Genomic DNA, 22,485 nt, shown 5'->3' with positions numbered 1-22,485 from the left:
AATTCGTTGTTTACGGGCTCATGATTTGCGGATTTCGCAGTGACCGAGGTGTCGGGGGTGTTGAAAACGTGGGGCTGCGGATTAGGGTGGTGTCTCAAGGACTGGACACCCATACCTGGACACCCAACCTGGAGGGCCGGCAGTGAGCACCGAGCTGCGTCGTCTGCGCAACTACATCAACGGGGAATTCTGTGACGCCGTCGATGGACGGACCACCGAGGTGGTCAACCCCGCGACCGGCGAGGCCTACGCGACCGCGCCCCTGTCCGGCCAGGCCGACGTCGACGCGGCGATGGCCGCCGCCGATGCCGCGTTCCCGGCCTGGCGTGACACGACTCCTGCCGAGCGCCAGAAGGCCCTGCTGAAGATCGCCGACGCGTTCGAGGACCGGGCCGAGGAACTCATCGCGGCGGAGGTGGAGAACACGGGCAAGCCGATCGGGCTGACCCGCTCCGAGGAGATCCCGCCGATGGTCGACCAGATCCGCTTCTTCGCGGGCGCCGCGCGGATGCTGGAGGGGCGGAGCGCCGGCGAGTACATGGAAGGGATGACGTCGATCGTCCGCCGGGAGCCGGTCGGTGTCTGTGCCCAGGTCGCGCCCTGGAACTACCCGATGATGATGGCCGTGTGGAAGTTCGCGCCGGCGATCGCCGCGGGCAACACGGTCGTGCTGAAGCCGTCGGACACCACGCCGGCGTCGACCGTCCTGATCGCCGAGATCATCGGGTCGATCCTGCCCAAGGGCGTCTTCAACGTCATCACCGGCGACCGGGACACCGGGCGCCTGATGGTCGAGCATCTGACCCCGGCCATGGCGTCCATCACCGGTTCCGTGCGCGCGGGCATGTCCGTCGCCGAGTCCGCGTCCAAGGACCTCAAGCGCGTCCACCTGGAGCTCGGCGGCAAGGCGCCGGTCGTCGTCTTCGAGGACACCGACATCGCCAAGGCCGTCGAGGACATCTCGGTGGCGGGCTTCTTCAACGCCGGGCAGGACTGTACGGCGGCGACACGGGTGCTGGTGCAGGAGTCCATCCACGACGAGTTCGTGGCGGCGCTGGCCAAGGCCGCCGCCGAGACGAAGACCGGGCAGCCGGACGACGAGGACGTGCTGTACGGGCCGCTCAACAACCCCAACCAGCTCAAGCAGGTGTCCGGGTTCATCGAGCGGCTGCCCGCGCACGCGAAGGTCGAGGCGGGTGGCCACCGGGTCGGTGAGAAGGGGTACTTCTACGCCGCGACGGTCGTCTCGGGGCTGAGCCAGGACGACGAGATCATCCAGCAGGAGGTCTTCGGGCCGGTCATCACCGTGCAGTCCTTCTCGGACGAGGCGCAGGCCGTGGGCTGGGCGAACGGCGTCGAGTACGCGCTCGCGTCGTCCGTGTGGACGAAGGACCACGGGCGGGCGATGCGCATGTCCAAGGCGCTGGACTTCGGGTGCGTGTGGATCAACACGCACATTCCGCTGGTCGCGGAGATGCCGCACGGCGGGTTCAAGAAGTCCGGGTACGGCAAGGACCTTTCGGGCTATGGGTTCGACGACTACACGCGGATCAAGCATGTGATGACGTCGTTGGACTGAGGGTTCGCTGTGGGCTGTGGGCTGTGGGCTGTGGGCCGTGGGTGAGTGGGGGCCATGTGTGGCTGCCGCCGCACATGGCCCCGGCCCCGCGCCCCCGTCGGGGCGCGGGGTCCGTTGCCCGATCCGGGCCCCTACCGGCATGCTGCCCGGGTGTCCCTGCCGCAGATCGACCGCCGCTCCCTGCTGCGCGCCCTCGGCACCGGCGCGGCGCTCGGTGCCCTCGCCGGCTGCGGGGTGCCCGCCGCGTATGTGGCGCCCGGGGACCGGGCGGGCGCCGACCTCTCGGCCCGCGACAAGCGGCTGAGCTGGGCGAACTGGCCGCTGTACATCGACACGGACGACTCGGACGACTCGCGGCGCCCGACTCTGGAGGCCTTCGAGAAGCGCACCGGTGTCGCCGTCGACTACGCCGAGGAGATCAACGACAACGACGAGTTCTTCGGCAAGATCAGCCCGGCCCTGATGAACCATCAGCAGACCGGCCGCGACCTGGTCGTCATCAGCGACTGGATGTGCGCCCGGTTCGTACGGCTGGGCTGGGTGCAGGAGATGGACCGGGCCGGTCAGCCGAACGTCACCGAGTATCTCGACCCGCAACTGCGTTCCCCCGCCTTCGACCCCGGCCGTAGGTACACCGTGCCCTGGCAGTCGGGGATCACCGGCCTCGCGTACAACCGGCGGAGGGTGGGCCGCGAGCTACGCCGGGTGTCGGAGCTGTGGGCCGACGACCTCAAGGGCCGGGTCACGCTTCTCTCCGGCCTCGACGAGGCGTTCGCGCTGCTCATGCAGGGCAACGGTGTCGATGTCACCCGTTGGACGGCGGACGACTTCCACCTGGTCTGCGACCAGGTCGCCTCCCGCGTCCGCGCCGGCCACATCCGCCGCTTCACCGGCAACGACTACATCAAGGACCTGGCGAGCGGCGACGTCCTCACCTGCCAGGCCTACTCCGGCGACGTCATCCAACTCCAGGCCGACGACCCGGACATCCGCTTCGTCGTCCCCGAGGAGGGCGCCGAACTCTGGTCGGAGTCCCTGATGATCCCCAACCTCGCCCGCGGAGTACGTACGGGAGTGGCTGGCGGGGCGGGGTGTGGCGGCCGAGCTGCACGAGGTGCTGCCGGGGCGGTGCAGTGTCGTCGCCGTCGTGCCGGGGCGGAGCGAGTCGGCGGTCGTGCTGGAGTCGCACCTCGACACGGTCGAGACGGACGGGATGACCGTCGGGCCGTACGACGGCGAGGTGAGGGACGGGCGGCTGTACGGGCGGGGCGCCTGTGACGCGAAGGGGCCGCTGGCCGCGTTCCTGCTGGCCGTCGCCGAACTCGCCGAGGGCGAGCCGCCGCCGTACACGGTTGTACTGGCCGGGGTGTGCGACGAGGAGCACGCGTACCGGGGGGTGCTGCGGCTGGTGGACGCCCTGGCGGAGCGGGTGGCCGTGGGCGCGGTCGTGGGCGCGGTCGTCGGGGAGCCCACCGGGCTGGTGCCGGCCGTGGCGCACAAGGGGGTCGTCCGATACACCGCGCGCACCATGGGGCGTGCGGGGCACAGTTCACGCCCCGAGGAGGCCGTCAACGCGATCACTCTGATGGGGCCGGTCATCGCCCACCTCGCCGACCACGTCCCGGGTGTCCCGCCGCACCCGCTCCTCGGCCACGCCACCCGCACGGTCACCCGGATCCGGGGCGGTACCGGCCCCAACACCGTTCCGGGCAGCTGTGAGGTGGACGTCGACCGCCGTACGCTTCCCGGCGAGGACCTGGAGACCGTATGGGCGCACGACCGGGCCGAACTCGCCGCGCTGGGCGCGGAGGTGGACCCGCCGTTCACCGTCGACCCGGCCCTCGACACCCGGCCCGACGCCGAGATCGTCACCGCCCTGTGCAGGGCCCTCGCCGACCACGACCGCCCGTCCGAGGTCCGGGGCATGCCCTTCGGCACGGACGCCAGCAAGCTCGCCCGCGCCGGCGTCCCGTCGGTCGTCTTCGGTCCCGGCTCGGTGGCGGACGCCCACGCGGCGGCGGAGTCGGTGGACCTCGCCGAGGTGACGCTGGCCGCGCGGCTCGTGGTGGCGGCGGTACGGGGGATGGGAGGCTCGCCATGCAACTGATGCAACTGATGCAACTGATGCAACTGATGTGGCTGATGTGGCTGATGTGGCTCATGTGTCTGACGTGCCTGACGCGTCTGACGCGTTGCGTGGCGCGTGGAGCGGGTGGCCGAGAGTGGGAAGGTGCACCGTGCGTCTGACCGATCACGTCACGCTCGTCGCCAGCGGGGCGGCCGGGTTCGATCTCACCGATCCGCTGGACTGCCACGTCTATCTCGTACGGGGCGGTCGGCACAGCGCGCTCGTGGACGCGGGGGCCGGGCGGTCCACGCAGGACATCCTGCGTGCCGTACGCGCGGCCGGTGCCGAGCCCGGGTATCTGCTGCTCACCCATGGCCACGCCGATCACGCGGGCGGGGCCGCCGCGCTCGCCGAGGGGTTGCCCGGGCTGCGGGTGCTGGCCGGCGACGCGGCCGTGCCGTGGATCGCCACCGGGGACGAGCGGGGACTCAGCGTGGACAGGGGGAAGGCGGCCGGCGTCTATCCGGACAGCTACACCCTCCCGCCCTGCCCCCGGGTCGAGGCCATCGGCGACGGCGCGGAGGTCGATCTCGGCGGCGGTGTGGTCCTGCGCGCCGTCGCGACGCCCGGCCACGCCGACGGCCACCTCTGCTACCACCTGCGCACCCCGCACCACCGGGCGCTCTTCTCCGGGGACTGCGTCTTCACCGGGGGCCGCGTCTCGCTGCAGAATCTGCACGACTGCCGGGTGCCCGATTACGCGGCCAGTCTGACCCTGCTGGCCACGCTCGACGTCGACGCGCTCTTCCCCGGGCACCACGAGGTCTCACTCGCCAGGGCCGGGCGGCACCTGGCCGCCGCCCGCGACACCGTCGCCCGCGGACTGCTGCCGAGGAGCACGACATGACCGCCACTCAAGGATCACCGGGATCTCAAGCATCACCGGGATCTCAAGCATCACCGGCATCACCGGCATCACCGGCATCACCGGGAACTCCGGGGCCTCCGGGATCTCCGTCCCGCCGCAACCAGGCGTCCTCGCTGCGCCGGGCCCTCACCGTCCTGGAGCACATCCGCGATCACGCGGGCACCGGCCGGGGCATCTCGCTGACCCGGCTCGCCGAGGAACTCGACATCAACAAGAGCACGGTGCTGCGGCTCGCCGCGCCCCTCCTGGAGGCCGGCCTGCTGGTCCGCGACCGGGAGACGGGATGGTTCCGGCTCGGCCACGGCACGCTCCGGCTCGGCCAGGCCTATCTCTCCTCGCTCGACCTGCGGACCGTGGCCACCGAGCCGCTGCGGCTGCTCCAGCACGCGGTGGGGGAGACCTGTCATCTGGTGGTGTACGAGGCGCCGGACATCGTCTACATCGACAAGGTCGAGAACGAGACCAACGTCCGCATGGGCTCCCGGGTCGGCAGCCGCGTCCCCGCCTACCGGACCGCCGTGGGCAAGGCCATCCTCGCCTGGCAGGGCGAGGAGGCGTTCCGGGTCGTGGTCGCCGCCGGGATGCCACCGGTCACCCCGCACACGGTCACCGATCCGCAGCGGCTGCGCGCCGAACTCGACCGCGTCCGGCGGGAGGGCTACGCCATCGACGACCGCGAGAACGAGCCGGAGGTGCGGTGTGTCGCCGCGCCCGTCTTCGACCACACCGACGCGGCCGTCGGCGCGGTCAGCGTCTCCAGCCTCACCACCCGGATGACCCCCGCCAGAGTCCGCGAGGTCGGCCCCATGGTCGTACGCACCGGCCTGGACATCTCGCACGTCCTGGGCTCCTCCAGGGGCCGGGACACCGGCCGCTGACCCCGAGGACGCCGTTGATTCCGCCGACCCCGACGACTCCACTCCGCTGACCCGCAGGAGGAGCCCCACCATGGAAACGTCCACGGCGTCGACATACGCCTTCGTCGAGGATCTGCGTGCCGAGGGCACCGGCGACGTCCTCGACCGAGTCCTCGGCACGTACGGCTGTGACACCCTCACCGTCGCCGCCGCCTACCACCGCGCCCGCGACGTCACCCCGCACGGCCCGGCGCGGGTCACGCTGCGCCGCGACGGGACCCATGTCGTCCCGCCGGCCGACCTGTTCGACGGGCTGCGCCTCGTACCTCCCGTGCAGCCGGGCGCCGAGGAGGAGCCGCTGCGGGAACTGCGCCGGCGTACGGCGGAGCGGGGCGCGGCCCTGCACGGCTGGACCGTGTTCCTGCACAACACCACGCTCGGCCTGGCCCACCCCGACGTCACCCAGCTGAACTGCTTCGGCGACCGGGCCGCCCCGGCCGACCTGTGCCCGGCCCACCCCGACGTGCGGGCGTACGCCGTGGCGCTGGCCCGCTCGGTGGCCCGCACGGGCGTGGACGCGGTGGTCGCCGAGTCCCTGCACTACGCCACGTTCGGCCACGGCTACCACCATGAGCGCAGTTTCGTACGGCTGGGCCCGCTGGAGGAGTTCCTGCTGGGGCTGTGCTTCTGCCCGCACTGCGTACGCCACGCCGAAGCCGCGTCCGAGGGAGTGGACCCGGGTGCCGCGCGCGCCGAGGCGGCCCGGGCGGTCGGCCGGGTCCTGGACGGCGCGGACCCGGCCCCATGGGAACTCCCCGAGCCCGTCGCCGCGTACGCCCGCGCCCGCGTCGACACCGTCACCTCGCTCGTCGCGACCGTGGCCGACGCGGTGGCCGCCGAGGGCCCCCGGCTCGTCTTCCTCGATCTGACCGGAGCGGTGAAGGGCTATGCGGACGGCCGGCCGACGGGGGCGCCCGCCGTCGACGAGGCCTGGCGGATCGGTGTCGACGCGGCGGCGATCAGCGCCGTGGTCCCCGGTTACGCGGTGCTCGCGTACGCCCGGGACCCGGAGCGGGTCGCCGCCGATCTCGCCGCCTACCGGGCCGCACTGCGGAAGGGCTGCGCGCTGCGCGCGGTGCTGCGTCCGGGAGTTCCGGACACCGACTCCGCCGAACATCTGGCGGCGAAGGTCGCGGCGGCCACCGGGCCCGGCGGGGCCGACGCCGTGGACTTCTACCATTACGGCCTCGTCCCGTTCCCGGTGCTCGACCGTATCCCCGCCGCACTCAAGGAACGGCACTGATCTGGTGGTCGTATTCCGGTCGTCCGGCGGCGGATTTCGGCGGGCAATTCGTGACGGCCCTGTGGAGGTAGTGCAATTTTCTGCCGCGGGGTGACGCTTTATCCGCCTTTCGGCGCCCATTCGGAACAGAGTGTCTCCCGGCGAAGACTTGCGGCAATTTCCGTCGTGCCGTAGTTACGTGAATCATGAACCTGTTCACCCGTGCTGCGTCCCTGCGCCGCCCGGCAGCCCCCACAGCCGCTCAACTCCCCCACGAATCCCCGGCTTTCCACTCCACCGGCCCGTCGGATCCCGCCCTGGCGATGCTGACCGGAGAGTGGATGATCGACGCGGCGCACAGTCGTATCGGTTTCTCCGTCCGACATGCCCTGGTCACGACCGTGCGCGGCGCATTCACGGAGTATCAGAGCCGGCTCTACTTCGACGGCCGTGACCCGTCTCGCTCACGGGCCGAGATCGTCCTCTCCACCAGATCCGTCGACACCGGCGTCGAACAACGCGACGCCCATCTGATGGGCCGCGACTTCCTGGACGCCGCGAACCATCCGCGAATGCGTTTCGTCAGTACGTCGGTCCGTCCGGTGGGCAGCGACGTCTACCGCATGACCGGCGAACTCACCATCAAGGACATCACCCGTCCCGTCGACCTGGAACTCACCTACATAGGACACGTCATGGACCCGTTCGGATACGAGCGGGTCGGATTCGACGGGACGACCACCATCAATCGCTCCGAATGGGGACTCACGTACAACCAGCGGCTCGCGGAGGGCGGTGCCATGGTCAGCGAGAAGGTGCGCCTGCAATTCGACCTCGCCGTCATTCGCTCGATTCCGGGCGGCTGAGGGACCCCTGGGGCCCGTCTTCCTTGACGGGCCCCCACTTTTGAACACGTTCAAGAAGGGGCGTACGCTCCAGTCATGAGCGACAGAGCCGCCCTGTTGGGGGGCATCCGTGCGTGGTTGGTCTTCTTCGTCGTCTGTCTGGTGCTGAGCGGCGCCACGGCCTTCCCCCTCGTCCACGAGCTGCGGTGGACCGAGGAGTTGCTGCGTTCGCTGTCCGCCGGGGAGTACCTGCCGGGCCTCATGGAGTGGATCGAGCGCGTGCGGGCGGGCCTCGACGAGGCCGACGCCGCCTACCCGTTCCTCCTCTACGGCACGGACTGGCTGGCCTTCGCGCACCTCGTCATCGCGGTGGCCTTCTACGGCCCCTACCGCGACCCGGTCCGCAACATCTGGGTCGTGGAGGTCGGCATGATCGCCTGCGCGGGGATCATCCCGCTGGCCCTCATCTGCGGACCGATCCGGGACATCCCGTTCTGGTGGACGCTGATCGACATGTCGTTCGGGGTGTTCGGAGTGATCCCGCTGTACGTCGTCCGGCAGCGGATCAAGCGGCTGGAGGCGCTCACCTCGGAGGCGCCCCGGCCCGCGCCCGAGTCGCAGCCCGCGCCCCCGCACGGCTCCCCGAACCCGCTCCCCGCGGCGGACGTACGGGCGGGCTGAAAAACTGTTATCCCGGCCGTCCTCACCCCGTCTCCTCAGGCATCCCCTGTTTCCCCACATCAGGAGTGAGCCGCATGAGCGGTGTGATCTCCGCCTCGGAGGTTCCCCACGTCGCAGGGATGGCTGAGAAGGTACGGAACACAGCCGAGTGAACAGGGTGAGCCGAGCAGGACCGGAAGGAACGTACGTGGACGGGCGGCAGTGGCGCTCCACCATCGCGGCCGCGCAGGCAGGTGACAGACGCGCCCTCGACGAGCTGGTCGAGGGCTGGCTGCCCCTCGTCTACAACATCGTCGGCCGGGCCCTCAACGGCCACGCCGATGTCGACGACGTCGTGCAGGAGACCATGCTGCGCGCCGTCGACAACCTCGACACGCTGCGTGATCCGGACAGTTTCCGCTCCTGGCTGGTCGCGATCGCGATGCGGCAGATACGGGACCGGGCGCGCCGGCGCACCGCCGACCCGCTCGACGACGGCGACGCCCACAGCGCCGCCGACTTCGCCGAACTGACCGTCCTGCGGCTGCAGTTGGAGGGCCAGCGGCGCGAGGTCGCGGAAGCCGTCCGCTGGCTCGACGACGAGGACCGCCAGCTGCTGTCGCTGTGGTGGCTGGAGGTCGCGGGCGAACTCACCCGGCGTGAGCTCGCGGCCGCCGTCGGCATCAGCCGGCAGCACGCCGCGGTGCGGGTGCAGCGGATGAAGGCCCGCCTCGAAACCGCGCGCGGCATCGTCCGCGCCCTCGACTCCTCCTGCTCCGACCTGCGCCGGGTCACCACCCGCTGGAGCGGGCAGCCCGACTCGGTGTGGCGCAAGCGCATCGCCCGGCACATCCGCGGCTGCGCCCGCTGCGACGGCCACGGCAGCCCCGGCGAGGTCGTCGTCCCCGCCGAGCGCCTCCTCGTCGGGCTCGCCCTGGTCCCCCTCCCCGTCGGCTTCACCCTGTCGCTGGCGTTCGGCGGGAAGACGGCCGTGGCGGCGACCGCCGCGACGGCCTCGGTGGGCTGGTCCGCCAAGGTGCTCGGCGTCCTCACCAAGCCCGCCGTCGCGGTGACGGCGAGCGCGACGTTCGTCGCCGGGGGCGCGTACGTGGTGACGAAGCCCCCGGACGAGCGGCCCCCGCAGGCCGCGCCGACCGCGCACAGCACCTCCCGCGTGCCCGGCTCCGCGGCCCCGCCCGCCTCCCCGCGCTCCGCCTCGCCCTCCCCTTCGCCCTCGTCCTCGCCCTCGTCCTCGCCCTCGGCCTCCCCGTCCGTGTCCTCGTCGACGAGGGCCGCCGTCTACGGCAGCGTCGTCGACGCCGTGGACGAGGCGCCGGACCCGGACACGCCGCCCGCCGCCCTCCCGCGCCGGCCCGAGTCCGCCCTCACCAGCAGCGGCGGCGCGCGGACCGTGATGAACCACCGCGGCGACAACGTGACCCTCACGGGCAAGGGGTATGTCCTCGTCCGCTGGCAGATCTCGCCCCAGTACCGGGCGGGCGCCCTGGTCATGCCGGCCTGGACCGGGCTGAAGGGCAAGCTCTTCCACGTTGCCTCGGCCGGCGGCCGCCGCATGGACGACCCGACGTCCGCCGACGGCCTGACCTCCGGCATGGGCGGCCCCGACACCGGCTACACCGTCCTGCCGGACGGCACCCAGCAGATGTGGCAGAACGAGTACTTCTACCTCGACGGCACCGTCACCCTCATCCAGAACGAACGCGGCGCCGACTACGGCGTCACCGTCGCCCCCTCCTCCTGGGACACCGTCAACGGGGACCTCGCCCACGGCCCCGACCAGGGCGCCATCCGCTACGGCCTGGTCCGCGACAACGGCAAGGACACCGCACCGGTGCCGCAGTACGTCACGCGGGAGAAGCCGGCGGACGCGGCGACGGTGGGGCAGCGGTCGGAGGTCTAGCGGTCGGCGGCGTCGTGGTCCGTGGTGCGGCGGCCGGTGGCACAGCCGTCCGTGGTGCGGCGGCCGGTGGCACAGCCGTCCGTGGTGCGGCGGCCGGTGGCGTGGCGGTCCGTGTCGCGGCGGTCGTCCCGTCCGACAGACGTCCGACGCAGACGTCCTCCTGCGCGGCCATGACCTCGCCGCCGTGCTCGTGCGCCCACCCGCCGAGCGCCCCGATCGGGGCGAGCAATGTCCCTCCGAGCACGGTCAGTCCGTTCTCGACCCGGGGCGGGGCACCCCCGTACGCCCGTCGCGCCACCAGCCCGTTGTGCTCAAGCCTGCGCAGGGTCTGCGTCAGTACCTTGGGGCTGATCCCGCCGATCCGCGGCCGCAGTTCGCCCGGTCTGCGCGGCCCGTGCCGCAGGGCCCACAGCACCACCGGGTTCCAGGTGAGGGGGCGGACGCGCAGGCGATCGCTCCGCCGTACGCGGCCGCGGGGCGTCGTTGACGCCGCCAAGAGCCCCTTACGGGGCCGGGGACCGGGCTAGGCGTTCCGTAGTGCGCACAGTGCGTCGACTCGGTTCGTCGTGATCGAGTCGACCCCCGAATCCATCAGGCGGCGCATGGACCGGCGGGTGTCGGGGGTCCAGACCGAGAGGAGTTGGCCGTCGCGGTGGATACGGTCCGCCAGGTCGCGTGAGACCAGTCCGAAGCGGTAGTTGAGCCAGCGGGGGCGTATGGCGGCGAGGAGGGCGGGGCGGGGTGGGGCGAGGGTCTTCCAGGTGAGGGCGATCTCGGCGGTGGGGTCGGCGGCCCGTACGGCGAGCATGCTGGGCGGGTCGGCGCTGTAGTAGACGCGCTCCTCGGCCTCGTACTCCCGTACGACGTCCAGCACCTGCCGAACCGCCCGAGGGTCGGCCCGGCCCGGCAGGTCGAGCATGACCCTGCTGTCCTTGGTGGCGAGCAGCGCGTCGGCGAGCGTCGGCACCCCGTCGGCGGTGACCCCGCGCAGCTCCGCGGCGGAGAGCGCGGCCAGCGGCCGGTCCAGCTCCCAGAGGCGGTTCAGCGTCGAGTCGTGGAGCAGGACGGGCACGCCGTCGCGGGTCGTCCGTACGTCGAACTCGACGGCGTCCGCGCCCAGTTCGAGCCCGGCCCGCAGGGAGTCGAGGGTGTTCTCGCGGTGGCGGTAGGGGGCGCCGCGATGGGCCACGGCTGTCACGGTGCGCATGGGGTTCATTGTGGGTCCGAGGTGGGTCGGAGGTGAGGTCAGGGGGTCAGCCAGGCCGATGTGTAGGTGTCGATCTCGGCGGACAGGCGGGCCTTGCCGGGCTCGTCGAGGAAGGACGCGTCCACGGCGTTCTTCGCGAGGGCGGCGAGCCCCTGCTCGTCGAGGCCGAGGAGGCGCGCGGCGACCGCGTACTCGGTGTTGAGGTCGGTGCCGAACATCGGCGGGTCGTCGGAGTTGACGGTCACGAGGACCCCGGCCCGCACGAACTCCTTGATGGGGTGCTCGTCGAGGGTGCGGACCGCGCGCGTGGCTATGTTCGAGGTCGGGCAGACCTCCAGGGCGATCCGGTGCTCGGCGAGGTGCGCGAGGAGCTTCGGGTCGCCGGCCGAACTCGTGCCGTGCCCGATGCGCTCCGCGCGCAGGTCGGTGAGCGCGTCCCACACCGTCTCCGGCCCGGTCGTCTCGCCCGCGTGCGGCACGGAGTGCAGTCCCGCCGCGATCGCCCGGTCGAAGTACGGCTTGAACTGCGGCCTCGGCACCCCCACTTCGGGCCCGCCGAGCCCGAAAGACACCAGCCCCTCCGGACGCACCCGGTCGTCGGTGGCCAGCCGCGTCGTCTCCTCGGCCGCCGCGAGCCCCGCCTCACCCGGGATGTCGAAGCACCACCGCAGTACGGTCCCGAAGTCGGCCTCCGCCGCCTTGCGCGCGTCCTCGATCGCCGCCATGAAGGCCAGCTCGTCGATCCCGCGCCGCGTGGAGGAGAACGGCGTGACGGTCAGCTCGGCGTACCGCACCTGCTGCCGGGCCAGGTCACGGGCCACCTCGTACGTCAGCAGCCGGACGTCCTCCGGGGTGCGGATCAGGTCGACGACGGACAGATACACCTGGACGAAGTGGGCGAAGTCCGTGAAGGTGAAGTAGTCCGCGAGCGCCTCGGGGTCCGTCGGTACCTTGGAGTCGGGGTGCCGGGCGGCCAGCTCCGAGACGATACGGGGGGAGGCGGAGCCGACGTGGTGCACATGCAGTTCGGCCTTGGGCAGGCCGGCGATGAAGGCGTGCGGATCGCGGGCGCCGGGCGCGCCGGACACGGTGCGGTTGTCGGTCAAGGTTCCTCCCCGGGAACGGCGTCCGCCCCGGACCGTGGTCCTGGTCGGGGGACGCGGTGATCGGCTGATCGATGACTCGGGGATCATCGTAGGCGGCGGCCCGCACGAGAGAACCGGGGGCCTTAGCATGGCTGAGCGTACGGCTGAGCGCGTACGGCGGAAGAAGCGGCACAGAACGCCACAGGGGGAATCAAGAATGTCGTCCGACGACGCAGCTACTCCGGCGATGCCGGACCATCCACAGCCGGACCCGTGGGCACCGACACCCCCACAGGACCGCGCCCCGACCCCACCGACCGTGGCCGACGCGGTCCCGCTGCCCGAGGACGCGGCCCCGCAGCCTGAGGGTGCGATCTCGCAGCCCGAGGACACGGTCCCGGGCTCGGCTTCTGCCTCCGCCCCCGCTCCCGCCGCGAAGGTCCTGCTGGACAAGCCCGTCGGGCCCGCCGACCCGCCTGAGCGCCCCGCTTCCGTCGAGCCCGCCACCCCGGCTCCCCGGGACCCATGGGCCGCCCCGGCCGACGCTCCGGCGCCGGTGCCTTCCTCTGTGCACGACCAGCAGACGGTCATCTCCATACCGGGCGCGGACCCGACCGCCCCGACGCAGCCACAAGCCCCCGCGCAGCCGCACCCCTGGGCCGCCCCCAACCCCTTCGCCCCGCCCGGCGGCCCCCAGCCTCCCGGCGCCCAGACACCACCCCCCGCCAACCCCTTCGCCACACCGGCCGCCCCCGGCATACACGGCACGCACGGCACGCAAGGCGCCCCCGTCCCGCCGCCGCCCATCAGCCCCGAAGGCCCGGGCCAGGTCCCGTACGGCTACCCCCAGTACCCGGCGCATACCGGCTACCCGGGCGCCCACAGCCACCCGATGCCCGGCTACCCCGCCCCCGGTTACGCCTGGCCCTTGATGCCGCCCCCGCCGAGCAACGGCATGGGTATCGCCGCGATGGTGATCGGGATCTGCGCCGCCGTCCTGTTCTGTCTGTGGCCGCTGGCGATTCTGCTCGGGATCATGGCCGTGATCTTCGGATTCGTGGGCCGGGCGAAGGCGCGCCGGGGCGAGGCGACGAACCCCGGGCACGCGCTGGCCGGGATCATCTGCGGATTCGTCGGCATCCTCCTCGGCATCGCCTTCATCGTCCTGCTCATCGTGGCGCCGGGCAGCGACTCCTACGACTCGGACACCGACCCCTTCGACGACAGCTACTCCACGTCCCTGTCACTGTCGCTGCCGACCGGAGCCGGCGACAGCGACACGGTTCCGCGCCGCGTCGCCCAGCGGCACCCCTAGGCGTCCACCCCGCTCAGCAACCGCTCCCGAGCCGCCATCAGCGCGAACCCCAGCAGGTTGGGGCCCCGCCACCGGTCGGGATTCATGGCGCGCTCGTCGTCCGCCGCGAGGCCGATGCCCCACACCCGGTCGACGGGGCTGGCCTCGACGAGCACGCGATTGCTGGTGCCCAGGAGGAAGGCCCGCAGGTCGGGGTGGGCGGCGAACTTGTGCACGCAGCCCTCGACGACGATGCCGAAGCGCTCCCGCTCCCATAGGGCGTCGTCGAAGCCGCGTACAAGCCGTCCGATCTTCTTGGCCTGGGCGGGGCTCGACGCCGCGACGGCCTCGCGCTCCGCCTCCGTGTCTCCGAAGAGCCGGGCCTTCGACGCCATCATCCAGTGCTCGGCCGTCGCGTACCGCACGCCGTCGACCGTGAACGGTGACGGCCACCACTGGCTCAGACAGCTCGCGCCGATCCGGCCGTCGGGCAGGGGCCGGTGGCCCCAGAAGTGCAGGTACTTGACCTTCGCACCCGCCCGCACCGCCGCCGTCAGCGTGTCCCAGGAATCGATCTCCGTCATGCCGAGGAGTCTGTCAGTCACCACTGACAATCCGTCCTCGATTTTCCGTCCCGGCTGGACACCTGGTCGACAGATTCCGTCGCGTAACCAAAAGGCAACAACGGAATCCCTTGTTGATGACCCATGGCTCTGTCAGGATCGGCACTCAAATCGAGCTGGGACTACGCCAACCGCCCCCTGGAGACAGAGCGGGCGCCGGCGGAGGAGAGCGACATGCAGAAGCCGGGCACCGCCACCCCGGACCGATTCCCCGCACGGGAACGCTTCGCGGCCGGCGCGCAGTACATCGCAGGCCGCCCGACGATGGGCACGTCGGGCCGTACGCACGCGGTCGTCGACCCGGCGACCGGCGACGAGGTCCTCCGGTACGAGCTGGCCGGTACGGACGACGTCGACGCGGCCGTGGCCGCCGCCCGCGAGGCGTTCCCGGGCTGGGCGGCCACCACGCCCGGCGAGCGCTCCGACGCGCTGCACCGTTTCGCCGCCGTCGTCGCCGACCGGGCGGAGGAGTTCGCGCGGGCCGAGTCCCTGCAGTGCGGGAAGCCGCTGAAGCTGACGCGCGAGTTCGACGTACCGGGGACCATCGACAACATCGCGTTCTTCGCGGGCGCGGCCCGGCATCTCCAGGGCCGGTCGGCGGGCGAGTACTCCGGCGACCACACCTCGTACGTACGCCGTGAGCCCATCGGCGTGGTCGGGTCCATCGCGCCTTGGAACTATCCGCTCCAGATGGCCGCCTGGAAGATCCTCCCGGCGATCGCCGCGGGCAACACGATCGTCCTGAAGCCCGCCGAACCGACCCCGCTCACCTCGCTGCTCTTCGCGCGGGCCGCCACGGACGCGGGCATCCCCGACGGCGTGATCAACATCGTCACCGGCACCGGGAAGGAGGCCGGTGAGCACCTCGTAGGACACCCCGATGTGGTCATGACCTCCTTCACCGGCTCCACCGCCGTCGGCAGGCGGGTCGCCGAGATCGCCACCGCCACCGTCAAGCGGATCCATCTGGAGCTGGGCGGCAAGGCCCCCTTCGTCGTCTTCGACGACGCCGACCTGGAGGCCGCCGTCAACGGCGCGGTCGCGGGCGCCCTCATCAACACCGGCCAGGACTGCACGGCCGCCACGCGCGCGTATGTACAACGGCCCCTCTACGAGGAGTTCGTCGCACGGACGGCCGCCCTCATGGAGACCGTCCGGCTCGGCGACCCCTTCGCGCCGGGCACCGATCTCGGGCCGCTGATCTCGCACGCCCAGCGCGACCGGGTCGCCGGCTTCGTCGACCGGGCACGCGCGTACGCGCGCGTGGTCACCGGCGGCGAGGCGCCCCAGGGAGAGCTGAGGAACGGCGCCTTCTACCGGCCCACGCTGGTCGCCGACGCGGCCCAGGACAGCGAGATCGTCCAGTCGGAGATCTTCGGGCCGGTGCTCGTGGCCCTGCCCTTCGACAGCGACGACGAGGGCATCCGGCTGGCCAACGACACCCCCTACGGCCTCGCCGCCTCCGCCTGGAGCCGCGACGTGTACCGGGCCAACCGCGCGACCCGGGAGATCAGGGCCGGCTGTGTGTGGGTCAACGACCACATTCCGATCATCAGCGAGATGCCGCACGGCGGATACAAGGCATCCGGCTTCGGCAAGGACATGTCCACGTACTCGTTCGAGGAGTACACCCAGATCAAGCACGTCATGTTCGACAACACGGCGGTGGTCAGGAAGGACTGGCACCGCACGATCTTCGGGGACCGCTAGTCGGACGGGAGTCCGGTAGTCAGCCCGGAGCCCGGCCGCCCGACCCCCGGCCGGTCTCCCTCACCCTCCCGAAAGGGCACCTCCGAAAGGGCATCACGCGCATGGAGCAGTACGAGCCCGACCGCCTGTCCCCGGCCCAGGTGGCCGCCATGCGGCGCAGCCTCGGCAACGGAAGGGCCGCCCTCAGCCGCCGGTCGCTGCTGCGCGCCGGAACCGGCGGCGCACTCGCCGTCGGCGGGCTCGGGGCGTTGAGCGCCTGCGGCATCCCCGCGGCGAAGAACACCTCGGGTGTCTCGGCCGAGGACCACTCGGCCGAGGAGAAGGAGATCGACTTCTCCAACTGGACCGAGTACATGGACGTCGACGACGCCGGCAAGCGCCACCCCAGCCTGGATCGGTTCACCGCGCGGACCGGCATCAAGGTCAAGTACACCGAGGACATCAACGACAACGTCGAGTTCTTCGGCAAGATCAAGCCGCAGCTCGCGGCCGGCCAGGACACCGGGCGCGACCTGATATGCGTCACCGACTGGCTCGCGGCCCGCCTGATCCGCTTCGGGTGGGTCCAGAAACTGGACCCGTCCAACCTGCCGCACGCCTATCTGAGCCTCTCCCAGCAGTTCCGCAGCCCCGACTGGGACCCGGGACGCGCGTACTCGTACCCCTGGACCGGCATCTCCACCGTCATCGCCTACAACAAGAAGGCGCTCGACGGCGAGGAGGTGAAGTCGGTCTCCGACATGCTCGACAACCCCAGGCTGAAGGGCCGTATCGGCTTCCTCTCCGAGATGCGCGACAGCATCGGGATGACGCTGCTGGACATGGGCAAGGACCCGGCGAAGTTCACCGACGACGACTACGACGCGGCGATCGCCCGTCTCCAGAAAGCCGTCGACCAGGGTCAGATCCGCCGCTTCACCGGCAACGACTACACCTCGGACCTCACCAAGGGCGACCTCGCCGCCTGTATCGCCTGGGCCGGTGACGTCGTCCAGCTCAAGGCCGACACCCCGGACATCGACTTCGTCATCCCCGACAGCGGCTACATGACCTCGACCGACAACCTGCTGATCCCGAACAGGGCCCGCCACAAGGCCAACGCCGAACGGCTCATCGACTACTACTACGAGCCGAAACCGGCCGCCGAACTCGCCGCGTACATCAACTACGTGTGCCCCGTCGACGGGGTGAAGGCGGAGCTGGCCAAGATCGACGAGGACGCGGCGAACAACCCGCTGATCATTCCCGACGCGGCCATGGCAGCCAAGTCCCACGCCTTCCGCTCGCTCAGCCAGCAGGAAGAGACGGCGTACGAAGAGAAGTTCGCGAAGCTGACAGGGGCGTGACCAGGACGATGACCAGCAAGAAGAGCACAGAGAACGGCAGCGGTGACGTCCGCCTCTCCGGCATAGGCAAGACCTACGGGTCCTTCACCGCCGTGCATCCGCTCGATCTGACCGTGCCGGAAGGTTCCTTCTTCGCCCTCCTCGGCGCCTCCGGCTGCGGCAAGACCACCACCCTGCGCATGATCGCCGGCCTGGAGGAACCTTCCTGCGGCACCGTCTCGCTCGGCGACCAAGACGTGACGAACCTTCCGCCGTACAAGCGGCCCGTGAACACGGTCTTCCAGTCGTACGCCCTCTTCCCCCACCTCGACATCTTCGAGAACGTCGCCTTCGGGCTGCGCCGGCGCGGCATCAAAGGCGTGAAGAAGCAGGTCGAGGAGATGCTGGAGCTGGTCCAGCTCGGCGAGCAGGCCCGCAAGAAGCCGCACCAGCTGTCGGGCGGCCAGCAGCAGCGGGTCGCCGTCGCCCGCGCCCTCATCAACCACCCCAAGGTGCTCCTCCTCGACGAGCCCCTCGGCGCCCTCGACCTCAAGCTGCGCCGCCAGATGCAGCTGGAGCTCAAGCGCATCCAGACCGAGGTCGGCATCACCTTCATCCATGTCACGCACGACCAGGAGGAGGCCATGACCATGGCCGACACGGTCGCCGTGATGAACGCCGGCCGCGTCGAGCAGCTCGGCTCACCCGCCGACCTGTACGAGAACCCGCACACCACCTTCGTCGCCAACTTCCTCGGCACCTCCAACCTCATCGAGGCCGAGGTCGACTCGGTGAGCGGCGAGGAGATCGTGCTGAAGGCGGGCGACGTCAAGCTGGTCCTGCCCGAGGCACGCTGCGGCGCGCCCACGCGCACCGGCGGCAAGATCCTCGTCGGCGTACGCCCGGAGAAGATCACCCTCACGCACGCCGACGACGCCGGGGAGATCCCGGCCGGCCGCAACCGCATCACCGGCACGGTCGCCGCCACCAGTTTCATCGGCGTCTCCACGCAGTACGTGATCGACAGCTCGGTCTGCCCCGAGTTCGAGGTGTACGTCCAGAACATCGACCGCGACACCCGTCTCGTCCCCGGCGCCGAGGTCGTCCTGCACTGGAACCCGGCCCACACCTTCGGCCTGGACGCCGCCCAGTCCCTGCTTGCGGGGACAGCGGGCTCCGCCGGTGTCGAAGAGGAGGCGGCCGTCTGATGTCGACGCTCGCCGAAGCCGAGGCGCCCCCGCCCCTCGCCCCCGCCCCAGCCGTCCCGACCGCGAAACCGCCCCGCAAGAGGGGCCGCTGGACGCCGTATCTGCTGCTCGCGCCCGGTCTCGTCTGGCTGCTGGTGTTCTTCGCGATGCCGATGGTCTACCAGGCCTCCACGTCCGTGCAGACGGGCTCCCTGGAGGACGGCTACCGGGTCACCTGGCACTTCGCGACCTACTGGGACGCGCTGAGCGAGTACTACCCGCAGTTCCTGCGCTCGGTGCTCTACGCGGGCTCGGCGACGGTCCTGTGCCTGCTGCTCGGCTATCCGCTGGCGTATCTGATCGCGTTCCGCGCGGGGCGCTGGCGCAATCTGATCCTGATCCTGGTGATCGCCCCGTTCTTCACCAGCTTCCTGATCCGCACCCTCGCCTGGAAGACGATCCTGTCGGACGGCGGCCCGGTCGTCGGCGCCCTCGACTCGCTGCACGTCCTGGACGTCACCAGCTGGCTCGGCCTCACGGCGGGGGACCGTGTGCTGGCCACACCGCTCGCGGTGGTCTGCGGCCTCACGTACAACTTCCTGCCGTTCATGATCCTGCCGCTGTACACCTCGCTGGAGCGCATCGACGGGCGGCTGCACGAAGCGGCCGGCGACCTGTACGCGAAGCCGTTCACGACGTTCCGCAAGGTCACCTTCCCGCTCTCCATGCCCGGTGTCGTCTCCGGGACGCTGCTGACCTTCATCCCGGCGAGCGGCGACTACGTGAACGCCGAACTCCTCGGCTCCACCAACACGGCGATGATCGGCAATGTCATCCAGAGCCAGTTCCTGCGGATTCTCGACTATCCGACGGCGGCGGCCCTCTCGTTCATCCTCATGGCCGCGATCCTCGTCATGGTGACGGTCTACATCCGAAAGTCCGGGACGGAGGATCTCGTTTAAATGGCCCTCGTCAACTGGTTCAAGCGCCGTCTCGTCGTCATCTCGGGACTTCTGACACTCGGTTACCTGCTTCTGCCGAATGTCGTCGTCACGGTCTTCTCCTTCAATCAGCCGAAGGGCCGTTTCAACTACGAGTGGCAGGAATTCTCCACGGCCGCCTGGACCGACCCCTGCGGGGTCGCCGACCTGTGCGGCTCGCTCTCGCTCAGCCTTCAACTGGCCGCCTCGGCGACGCTCGGCGCGACCGTCCTGGGCACGATGATCGCCTTCGCGCTGGTGCGGTACCGCTTCCGCGCGCGGGGCGCCGTCAACTCGCTGATCTTCCTTCCCATGGCGATGCCCGAGGTCGTGATGGCGGCCTCCCTGCTCACCCTGTTCCTCAATCTGGGTGCACAGTTGGGATTCTGGACGATCCTGATCGCCCACATCATGTTCTGCCTCAGCTTCGTCGTGGTCGCCGTCAAGGCGCGCGTGATGTCGATGGACCCGAGGCTGGAGGAGGCCGCGCGGGACCTGTACGCCGGTCCCGTCCAGACCTTCGTGCGGGTCACCCTGCCCATCGCCGCGCCGGGCATCGCGGCGGGCGCGCTGCTCGCCTTCGCGCTCTCCTTCGACGATTTCATCATCACCAATTTCAACGCGGGTTCGGCCGTCACCTTCCCCATGTTCGTCTGGGGCTCGGCACAACGCGGCACACCCGTCCAGATCAATGTCATCGGTACGGCCATGTTCCTCGTCGCCGTACTGTTCGTGGTGGCCGGAATGGTCGTCACCAACCGCCGGAAGAAGCAGAAGGCATAAGCCCCTGCCGGCTTGTAGGGAGTTGAAATCATGGCCCCGAGCGCCATGAGCCGTGGCACCAACTGGACGAAATCCCTCTCCGACGCACAGCCGGTCCCGTACTGGCTCGACGACCCCGGAAAGCCTCATCCCGAGCCCGCGCTCACCGGCGCCGAGACCTGCGATCTGCTGGTCGTCGGCGGCGGCTACAGCGGACTGTGGACCGCGCTGATCGCCAAGGAGCGCGACCCGGGGCGGGACGTCGTCCTGCTGGAGGGCCGCGAGGTGGGCTGGGCCGCCTCCGGCCGCAACGGCGGCTTCTGCGCCGCCTCGATCACCCACGGCCTGGCCAACGGCCTCGCCCGCTGGCCCGACGAGATCCACAAGCTCCAGGAGCTGGGCGCCCGCAACCTCGACGAGATCGAGGCGGCCCTCGCCCGGCACGGCCTCGACTGCGACTTCGAACGCACCGGCGAGATCGACGTCGCCACCGAGACGTACCAGGCATGGGAGTTGCGCGACTGGTACGACGAGATCGAACGCAAGGGCCTCGCCGACGGGATCGAGTTCCTCGACGCCGACGCCGTCCGCGACCAGGTCGCCTCGCCGACCTTCGAGGCGGGCCTCCACGACCGCCGGGGCGTCGCCATGCTGCACCCCGCCAGACTCGCCTGGGGCCTCAAGCGGGCCTGCCGGAACCTCGGCGTCCGCGTCTACGAGCACACCCCCGCGCTGACACTGAAGGCGTACGGCGCCGGCATGGCCGTCCGCACCCCGTACGGCCACGTCCGTAGCCGCCGGGTCGCGCTAGGCACGAACATCTTCCCCAGCCTGGTCAGACGCGTCCGCCCGTACACCGTCCCCGTCTACGACTACGCGCTGATGACCGAGCCGCTGTCCGCCGGTCAACTGGCGTCGATCGGCTGGAAGAACCGCCAGGGTCTCGGGGACTCGGCGAACCAGTTCCACTACTTCCGGCTCAGCGCCGACAACCGGATCCTCTGGGGCGGCTACGACGCGGTGTACCAGTACGGTGGCCGGGTGCGCGCCGAGTACGACGACCGGCCGGAGACCTACGCCAAGCTCGCCGGGCACTTCTTCACCTGCTTCCCGCAGCTTGAGGGCGTCCGCTTCAGCCACGCCTGGGGCGGCGCCATCGACACCTGCTCCCGCTTCTCCGCGTTCTTCGGCACGGCCCACCAGGGCAAAGTCGCGTACGCGGCCGGCTATACGGGGCTGGGTGTGGGCGCGACCCGGTTCGGCGCGGACGTCATGCTCGACCTGCTCGCGGGGGAGCGCACGGAGCGCACCGAGCTGGAGATGGTCCGCAAGAAGCCGCTGCCGTTCCCGCCGGAGCCGTTCGCGTGGACCGGCATCGCCCTCACCAAGTGGTCCCTGGCCCGCGCGGACTCCCACGCCGGCCGCCGCAACCTGTGGCTGAAGACCATGGACCGGCTGGGGCTGGGCTTCGACAGTTGACGCCCGGCCAGACATTGGGGCGTGCGGGTGCACTCGTGATCAACAGGCGTGCGCCGATCACGGACAGGCGTACGCCCAGCTCGATCACCGATAGCGCATTCACTTCCAGAAAGTGGTCGGAACCCGCGTAATGCCGGGCCGGAATCTCTGTCTGTGCTCCTGACGCGAAACCGCGTCCGAAGGAGCTCTACAGAGAGGAAGGTCCCTGTCATGACTGGGGCCAAGACGGCGGTCGAGTGGCTGGCATCCGTATCACCGGATCCCGAGGCCTGCCGCTGGGAGTGGGAACGCAACCCCTTGGGGGTCGCCCTGCTTCCGGCGGGCAGGGCCTGGGACGTGCTGATCCTGCCGAGCGGACTCGGCTACCCCACGCTCGATGTCCTGACCCGCATCATCGACCAACCCGGACCCGTGCTCGTCGACTTCGGCGACGACCGCATGGGTTTCTTCGTGCCACCGGGCACGGCGTCCCAGTGGCTCGGCACGGGGGTGCGCAGCGCGGGCCGCGGCACCTGGATCGTGGTGCCGTACCCCGGCCGCCAGACCGGCGGCGTCCGCTGGCTGATCCCCCCGGACGGCAGCGGCACCCTCACCGACCCGGCACTGCTCGAAATGGCGATGCACGAGGCGGCGGCGAGCCTGGCGAGGGACGAGGAGCGCTAGGGCCAGCAGGTCACAACTCCTGACGGCGGC

At 70.7% G+C, this 22,485-nt stretch carries 20 protein-coding genes and 1 pseudogene; 17 read left to right on the top strand and 4 right to left on the bottom strand.

Annotated features, from left to right (window positions below; translation table 11 throughout):
- The first annotated feature begins 142 nt into the window (after nt 1-142).
- The 9 genes from I8N67_RS14425 (at nt 143) to I8N67_RS14385 (ending at nt 10,140) form a co-directional block, all read left to right on the top strand.
- Entirely contained in the window at nt 143-1,579 is a 1,437-nt protein-coding gene (locus I8N67_RS14425) for a gamma-aminobutyraldehyde dehydrogenase (protein ID WP_200303469.1), read from the top strand.
- Nucleotides 1,580-1,729: 150 nt separating this feature from the next.
- On the top strand, nt 1,730-2,857 hold the full coding sequence (locus I8N67_RS14420) for a polyamine ABC transporter substrate-binding protein (RefSeq protein WP_307835241.1): 1,128 nt from the start codon (nt 1,730-1,732) through the stop codon (nt 2,855-2,857).
- Entirely contained in the window at nt 2,754-3,686 is a 933-nt protein-coding gene (locus I8N67_RS14415) for a M20/M25/M40 family metallo-hydrolase (protein ID WP_200303468.1), read from the top strand. Before I8N67_RS14420 ends, I8N67_RS14415 begins: the two co-directional genes overlap by 104 nt.
- A 130-nt stretch (nt 3,687-3,816) precedes the next feature.
- Nucleotides 3,817-4,554 carry an MBL fold metallo-hydrolase gene (locus I8N67_RS14410; RefSeq protein ID WP_200303467.1) on the top strand — a complete coding sequence of 246 codons (738 nt, stop codon included), beginning with the start codon at nt 3,817-3,819 and terminating at the stop codon, nt 4,552-4,554.
- The gene (locus I8N67_RS14405) at nt 4,551-5,453 is read left to right on the top strand and encodes an IclR family transcriptional regulator (RefSeq protein ID WP_200303466.1); all 903 of its coding nucleotides are present in this window, start codon (nt 4,551-4,553) and stop codon (nt 5,451-5,453) included. Before I8N67_RS14410 ends, I8N67_RS14405 begins: the two co-directional genes overlap by 4 nt.
- A gap of 70 nt (nt 5,454-5,523) precedes the next feature.
- Complete coding sequence (locus I8N67_RS14400) at nt 5,524-6,735, top strand: hypothetical protein (RefSeq protein ID WP_200303465.1); 1,212 nt, start codon at nt 5,524-5,526, stop codon at nt 6,733-6,735.
- Nucleotides 6,736-6,920: 185 nt separating this feature from the next.
- Nucleotides 6,921-7,580, top strand: a complete 660-nt coding sequence (locus tag I8N67_RS14395; RefSeq protein ID WP_200303464.1) for a YceI family protein — start codon at nt 6,921-6,923, stop codon at nt 7,578-7,580.
- Between the two features lie 75 nt (nt 7,581-7,655).
- Nucleotides 7,656-8,240, top strand: a complete 585-nt coding sequence (locus I8N67_RS14390; protein WP_234045684.1) for a hypothetical protein — start codon at nt 7,656-7,658, stop codon at nt 8,238-8,240.
- A gap of 187 nt (nt 8,241-8,427) precedes the next feature.
- Nucleotides 8,428-10,140, top strand: a complete 1,713-nt coding sequence (locus tag I8N67_RS14385; protein ID WP_200303463.1) for a sigma-70 family RNA polymerase sigma factor — start codon at nt 8,428-8,430, stop codon at nt 10,138-10,140.
- Between the two features lie 154 nt (nt 10,141-10,294).
- On the opposite strand, the pseudogene I8N67_RS42620 reads toward I8N67_RS14385, so the two are convergent.
- The 3 genes and pseudogenes from I8N67_RS42620 to I8N67_RS14370 all read right to left on the bottom strand — a co-directional run.
- Nucleotides 10,295-10,570: pseudogene (locus I8N67_RS42620) on the bottom strand (winged helix-turn-helix transcriptional regulator); the annotation flags it as partial.
- Between the two features lie 93 nt (nt 10,571-10,663).
- Nucleotides 10,664-11,347, bottom strand: coding sequence for a glycerophosphodiester phosphodiesterase (locus I8N67_RS14375; RefSeq protein WP_200303461.1), 684 nt, complete (start codon nt 11,345-11,347; stop codon nt 10,664-10,666).
- Between the two features lie 38 nt (nt 11,348-11,385).
- Nucleotides 11,386-12,453: an adenosine deaminase gene (locus tag I8N67_RS14370; protein ID WP_200303460.1), complete on the bottom strand. Its 1,068-nt coding sequence runs from the start codon at nt 12,451-12,453 to the stop codon at nt 11,386-11,388.
- A 298-nt stretch (nt 12,454-12,751) separates the two neighbouring features.
- Here I8N67_RS14370 and I8N67_RS44205 point away from each other — a divergent pair, with 298 nt between their 5' ends.
- Nucleotides 12,752-13,747: a DUF4190 domain-containing protein gene (locus tag I8N67_RS44205; RefSeq protein ID WP_307835240.1), complete on the top strand. Its 996-nt coding sequence runs from the start codon at nt 12,752-12,754 to the stop codon at nt 13,745-13,747.
- Here I8N67_RS44205 and ybiA read toward each other — a convergent pair.
- A complete protein-coding gene (ybiA, locus tag I8N67_RS14360; protein ID WP_200303459.1) occupies nt 13,744-14,310 on the bottom strand; it encodes a riboflavin biosynthesis intermediates N-glycosidase in 567 nt (188 codons plus the stop codon). The genes I8N67_RS44205 and ybiA overlap by 4 nt on opposite strands.
- A gap of 213 nt (nt 14,311-14,523) precedes the next feature.
- Here ybiA and I8N67_RS14355 point away from each other — a divergent pair, with 213 nt between their 5' ends.
- The 7 genes from I8N67_RS14355 to I8N67_RS14325 all read left to right on the top strand — a co-directional run bounded on the left by I8N67_RS14355 (nt 14,524) and on the right by I8N67_RS14325 (nt 22,455).
- Entirely contained in the window at nt 14,524-16,059 is a 1,536-nt protein-coding gene (locus tag I8N67_RS14355) for a gamma-aminobutyraldehyde dehydrogenase (protein WP_200303513.1), read from the top strand.
- A 101-nt stretch (nt 16,060-16,160) separates the two neighbouring features.
- Nucleotides 16,161-17,405, top strand: a complete 1,245-nt coding sequence (locus tag I8N67_RS14350; protein ID WP_200303458.1) for a polyamine ABC transporter substrate-binding protein — start codon at nt 16,161-16,163, stop codon at nt 17,403-17,405.
- Nucleotides 17,406-17,413: 8 nt separating this feature from the next.
- Nucleotides 17,414-18,592, top strand: a complete 1,179-nt coding sequence (locus I8N67_RS14345) for an ABC transporter ATP-binding protein (protein ID WP_200303512.1) — start codon at nt 17,414-17,416, stop codon at nt 18,590-18,592.
- Nucleotides 18,592-19,533 carry an ABC transporter permease gene (locus tag I8N67_RS14340; RefSeq protein ID WP_200303457.1) on the top strand — a complete coding sequence of 314 codons (942 nt, stop codon included), beginning with the start codon at nt 18,592-18,594 and terminating at the stop codon, nt 19,531-19,533. Before I8N67_RS14345 ends, I8N67_RS14340 begins: the two co-directional genes overlap by 1 nt.
- Complete coding sequence (locus tag I8N67_RS14335) at nt 19,534-20,334, top strand: ABC transporter permease (protein WP_200303456.1); 801 nt, start codon at nt 19,534-19,536, stop codon at nt 20,332-20,334.
- A gap of 30 nt (nt 20,335-20,364) precedes the next feature.
- On the top strand, nt 20,365-21,792 hold the full coding sequence (locus I8N67_RS14330) for an NAD(P)/FAD-dependent oxidoreductase (protein ID WP_200303455.1): 1,428 nt from the start codon (nt 20,365-20,367) through the stop codon (nt 21,790-21,792).
- Between the two features lie 210 nt (nt 21,793-22,002).
- Nucleotides 22,003-22,455 carry a hypothetical protein gene (locus I8N67_RS14325; RefSeq protein WP_200303454.1) on the top strand — a complete coding sequence of 151 codons (453 nt, stop codon included), beginning with the start codon at nt 22,003-22,005 and terminating at the stop codon, nt 22,453-22,455.
- Nucleotides 22,456-22,485: the final 30 nt, after the last annotated feature.

The organism is Streptomyces adelaidensis (genome assembly GCF_016598475.1).
In the GTDB taxonomy this organism is placed as follows: domain Bacteria; phylum Actinomycetota; class Actinomycetes; order Streptomycetales; family Streptomycetaceae; genus Streptomyces; species Streptomyces adelaidensis.
The sequence above is the reverse complement of the archived record's forward strand: the minus strand, read 5'-3'. Positions and strand labels throughout refer to the sequence as shown.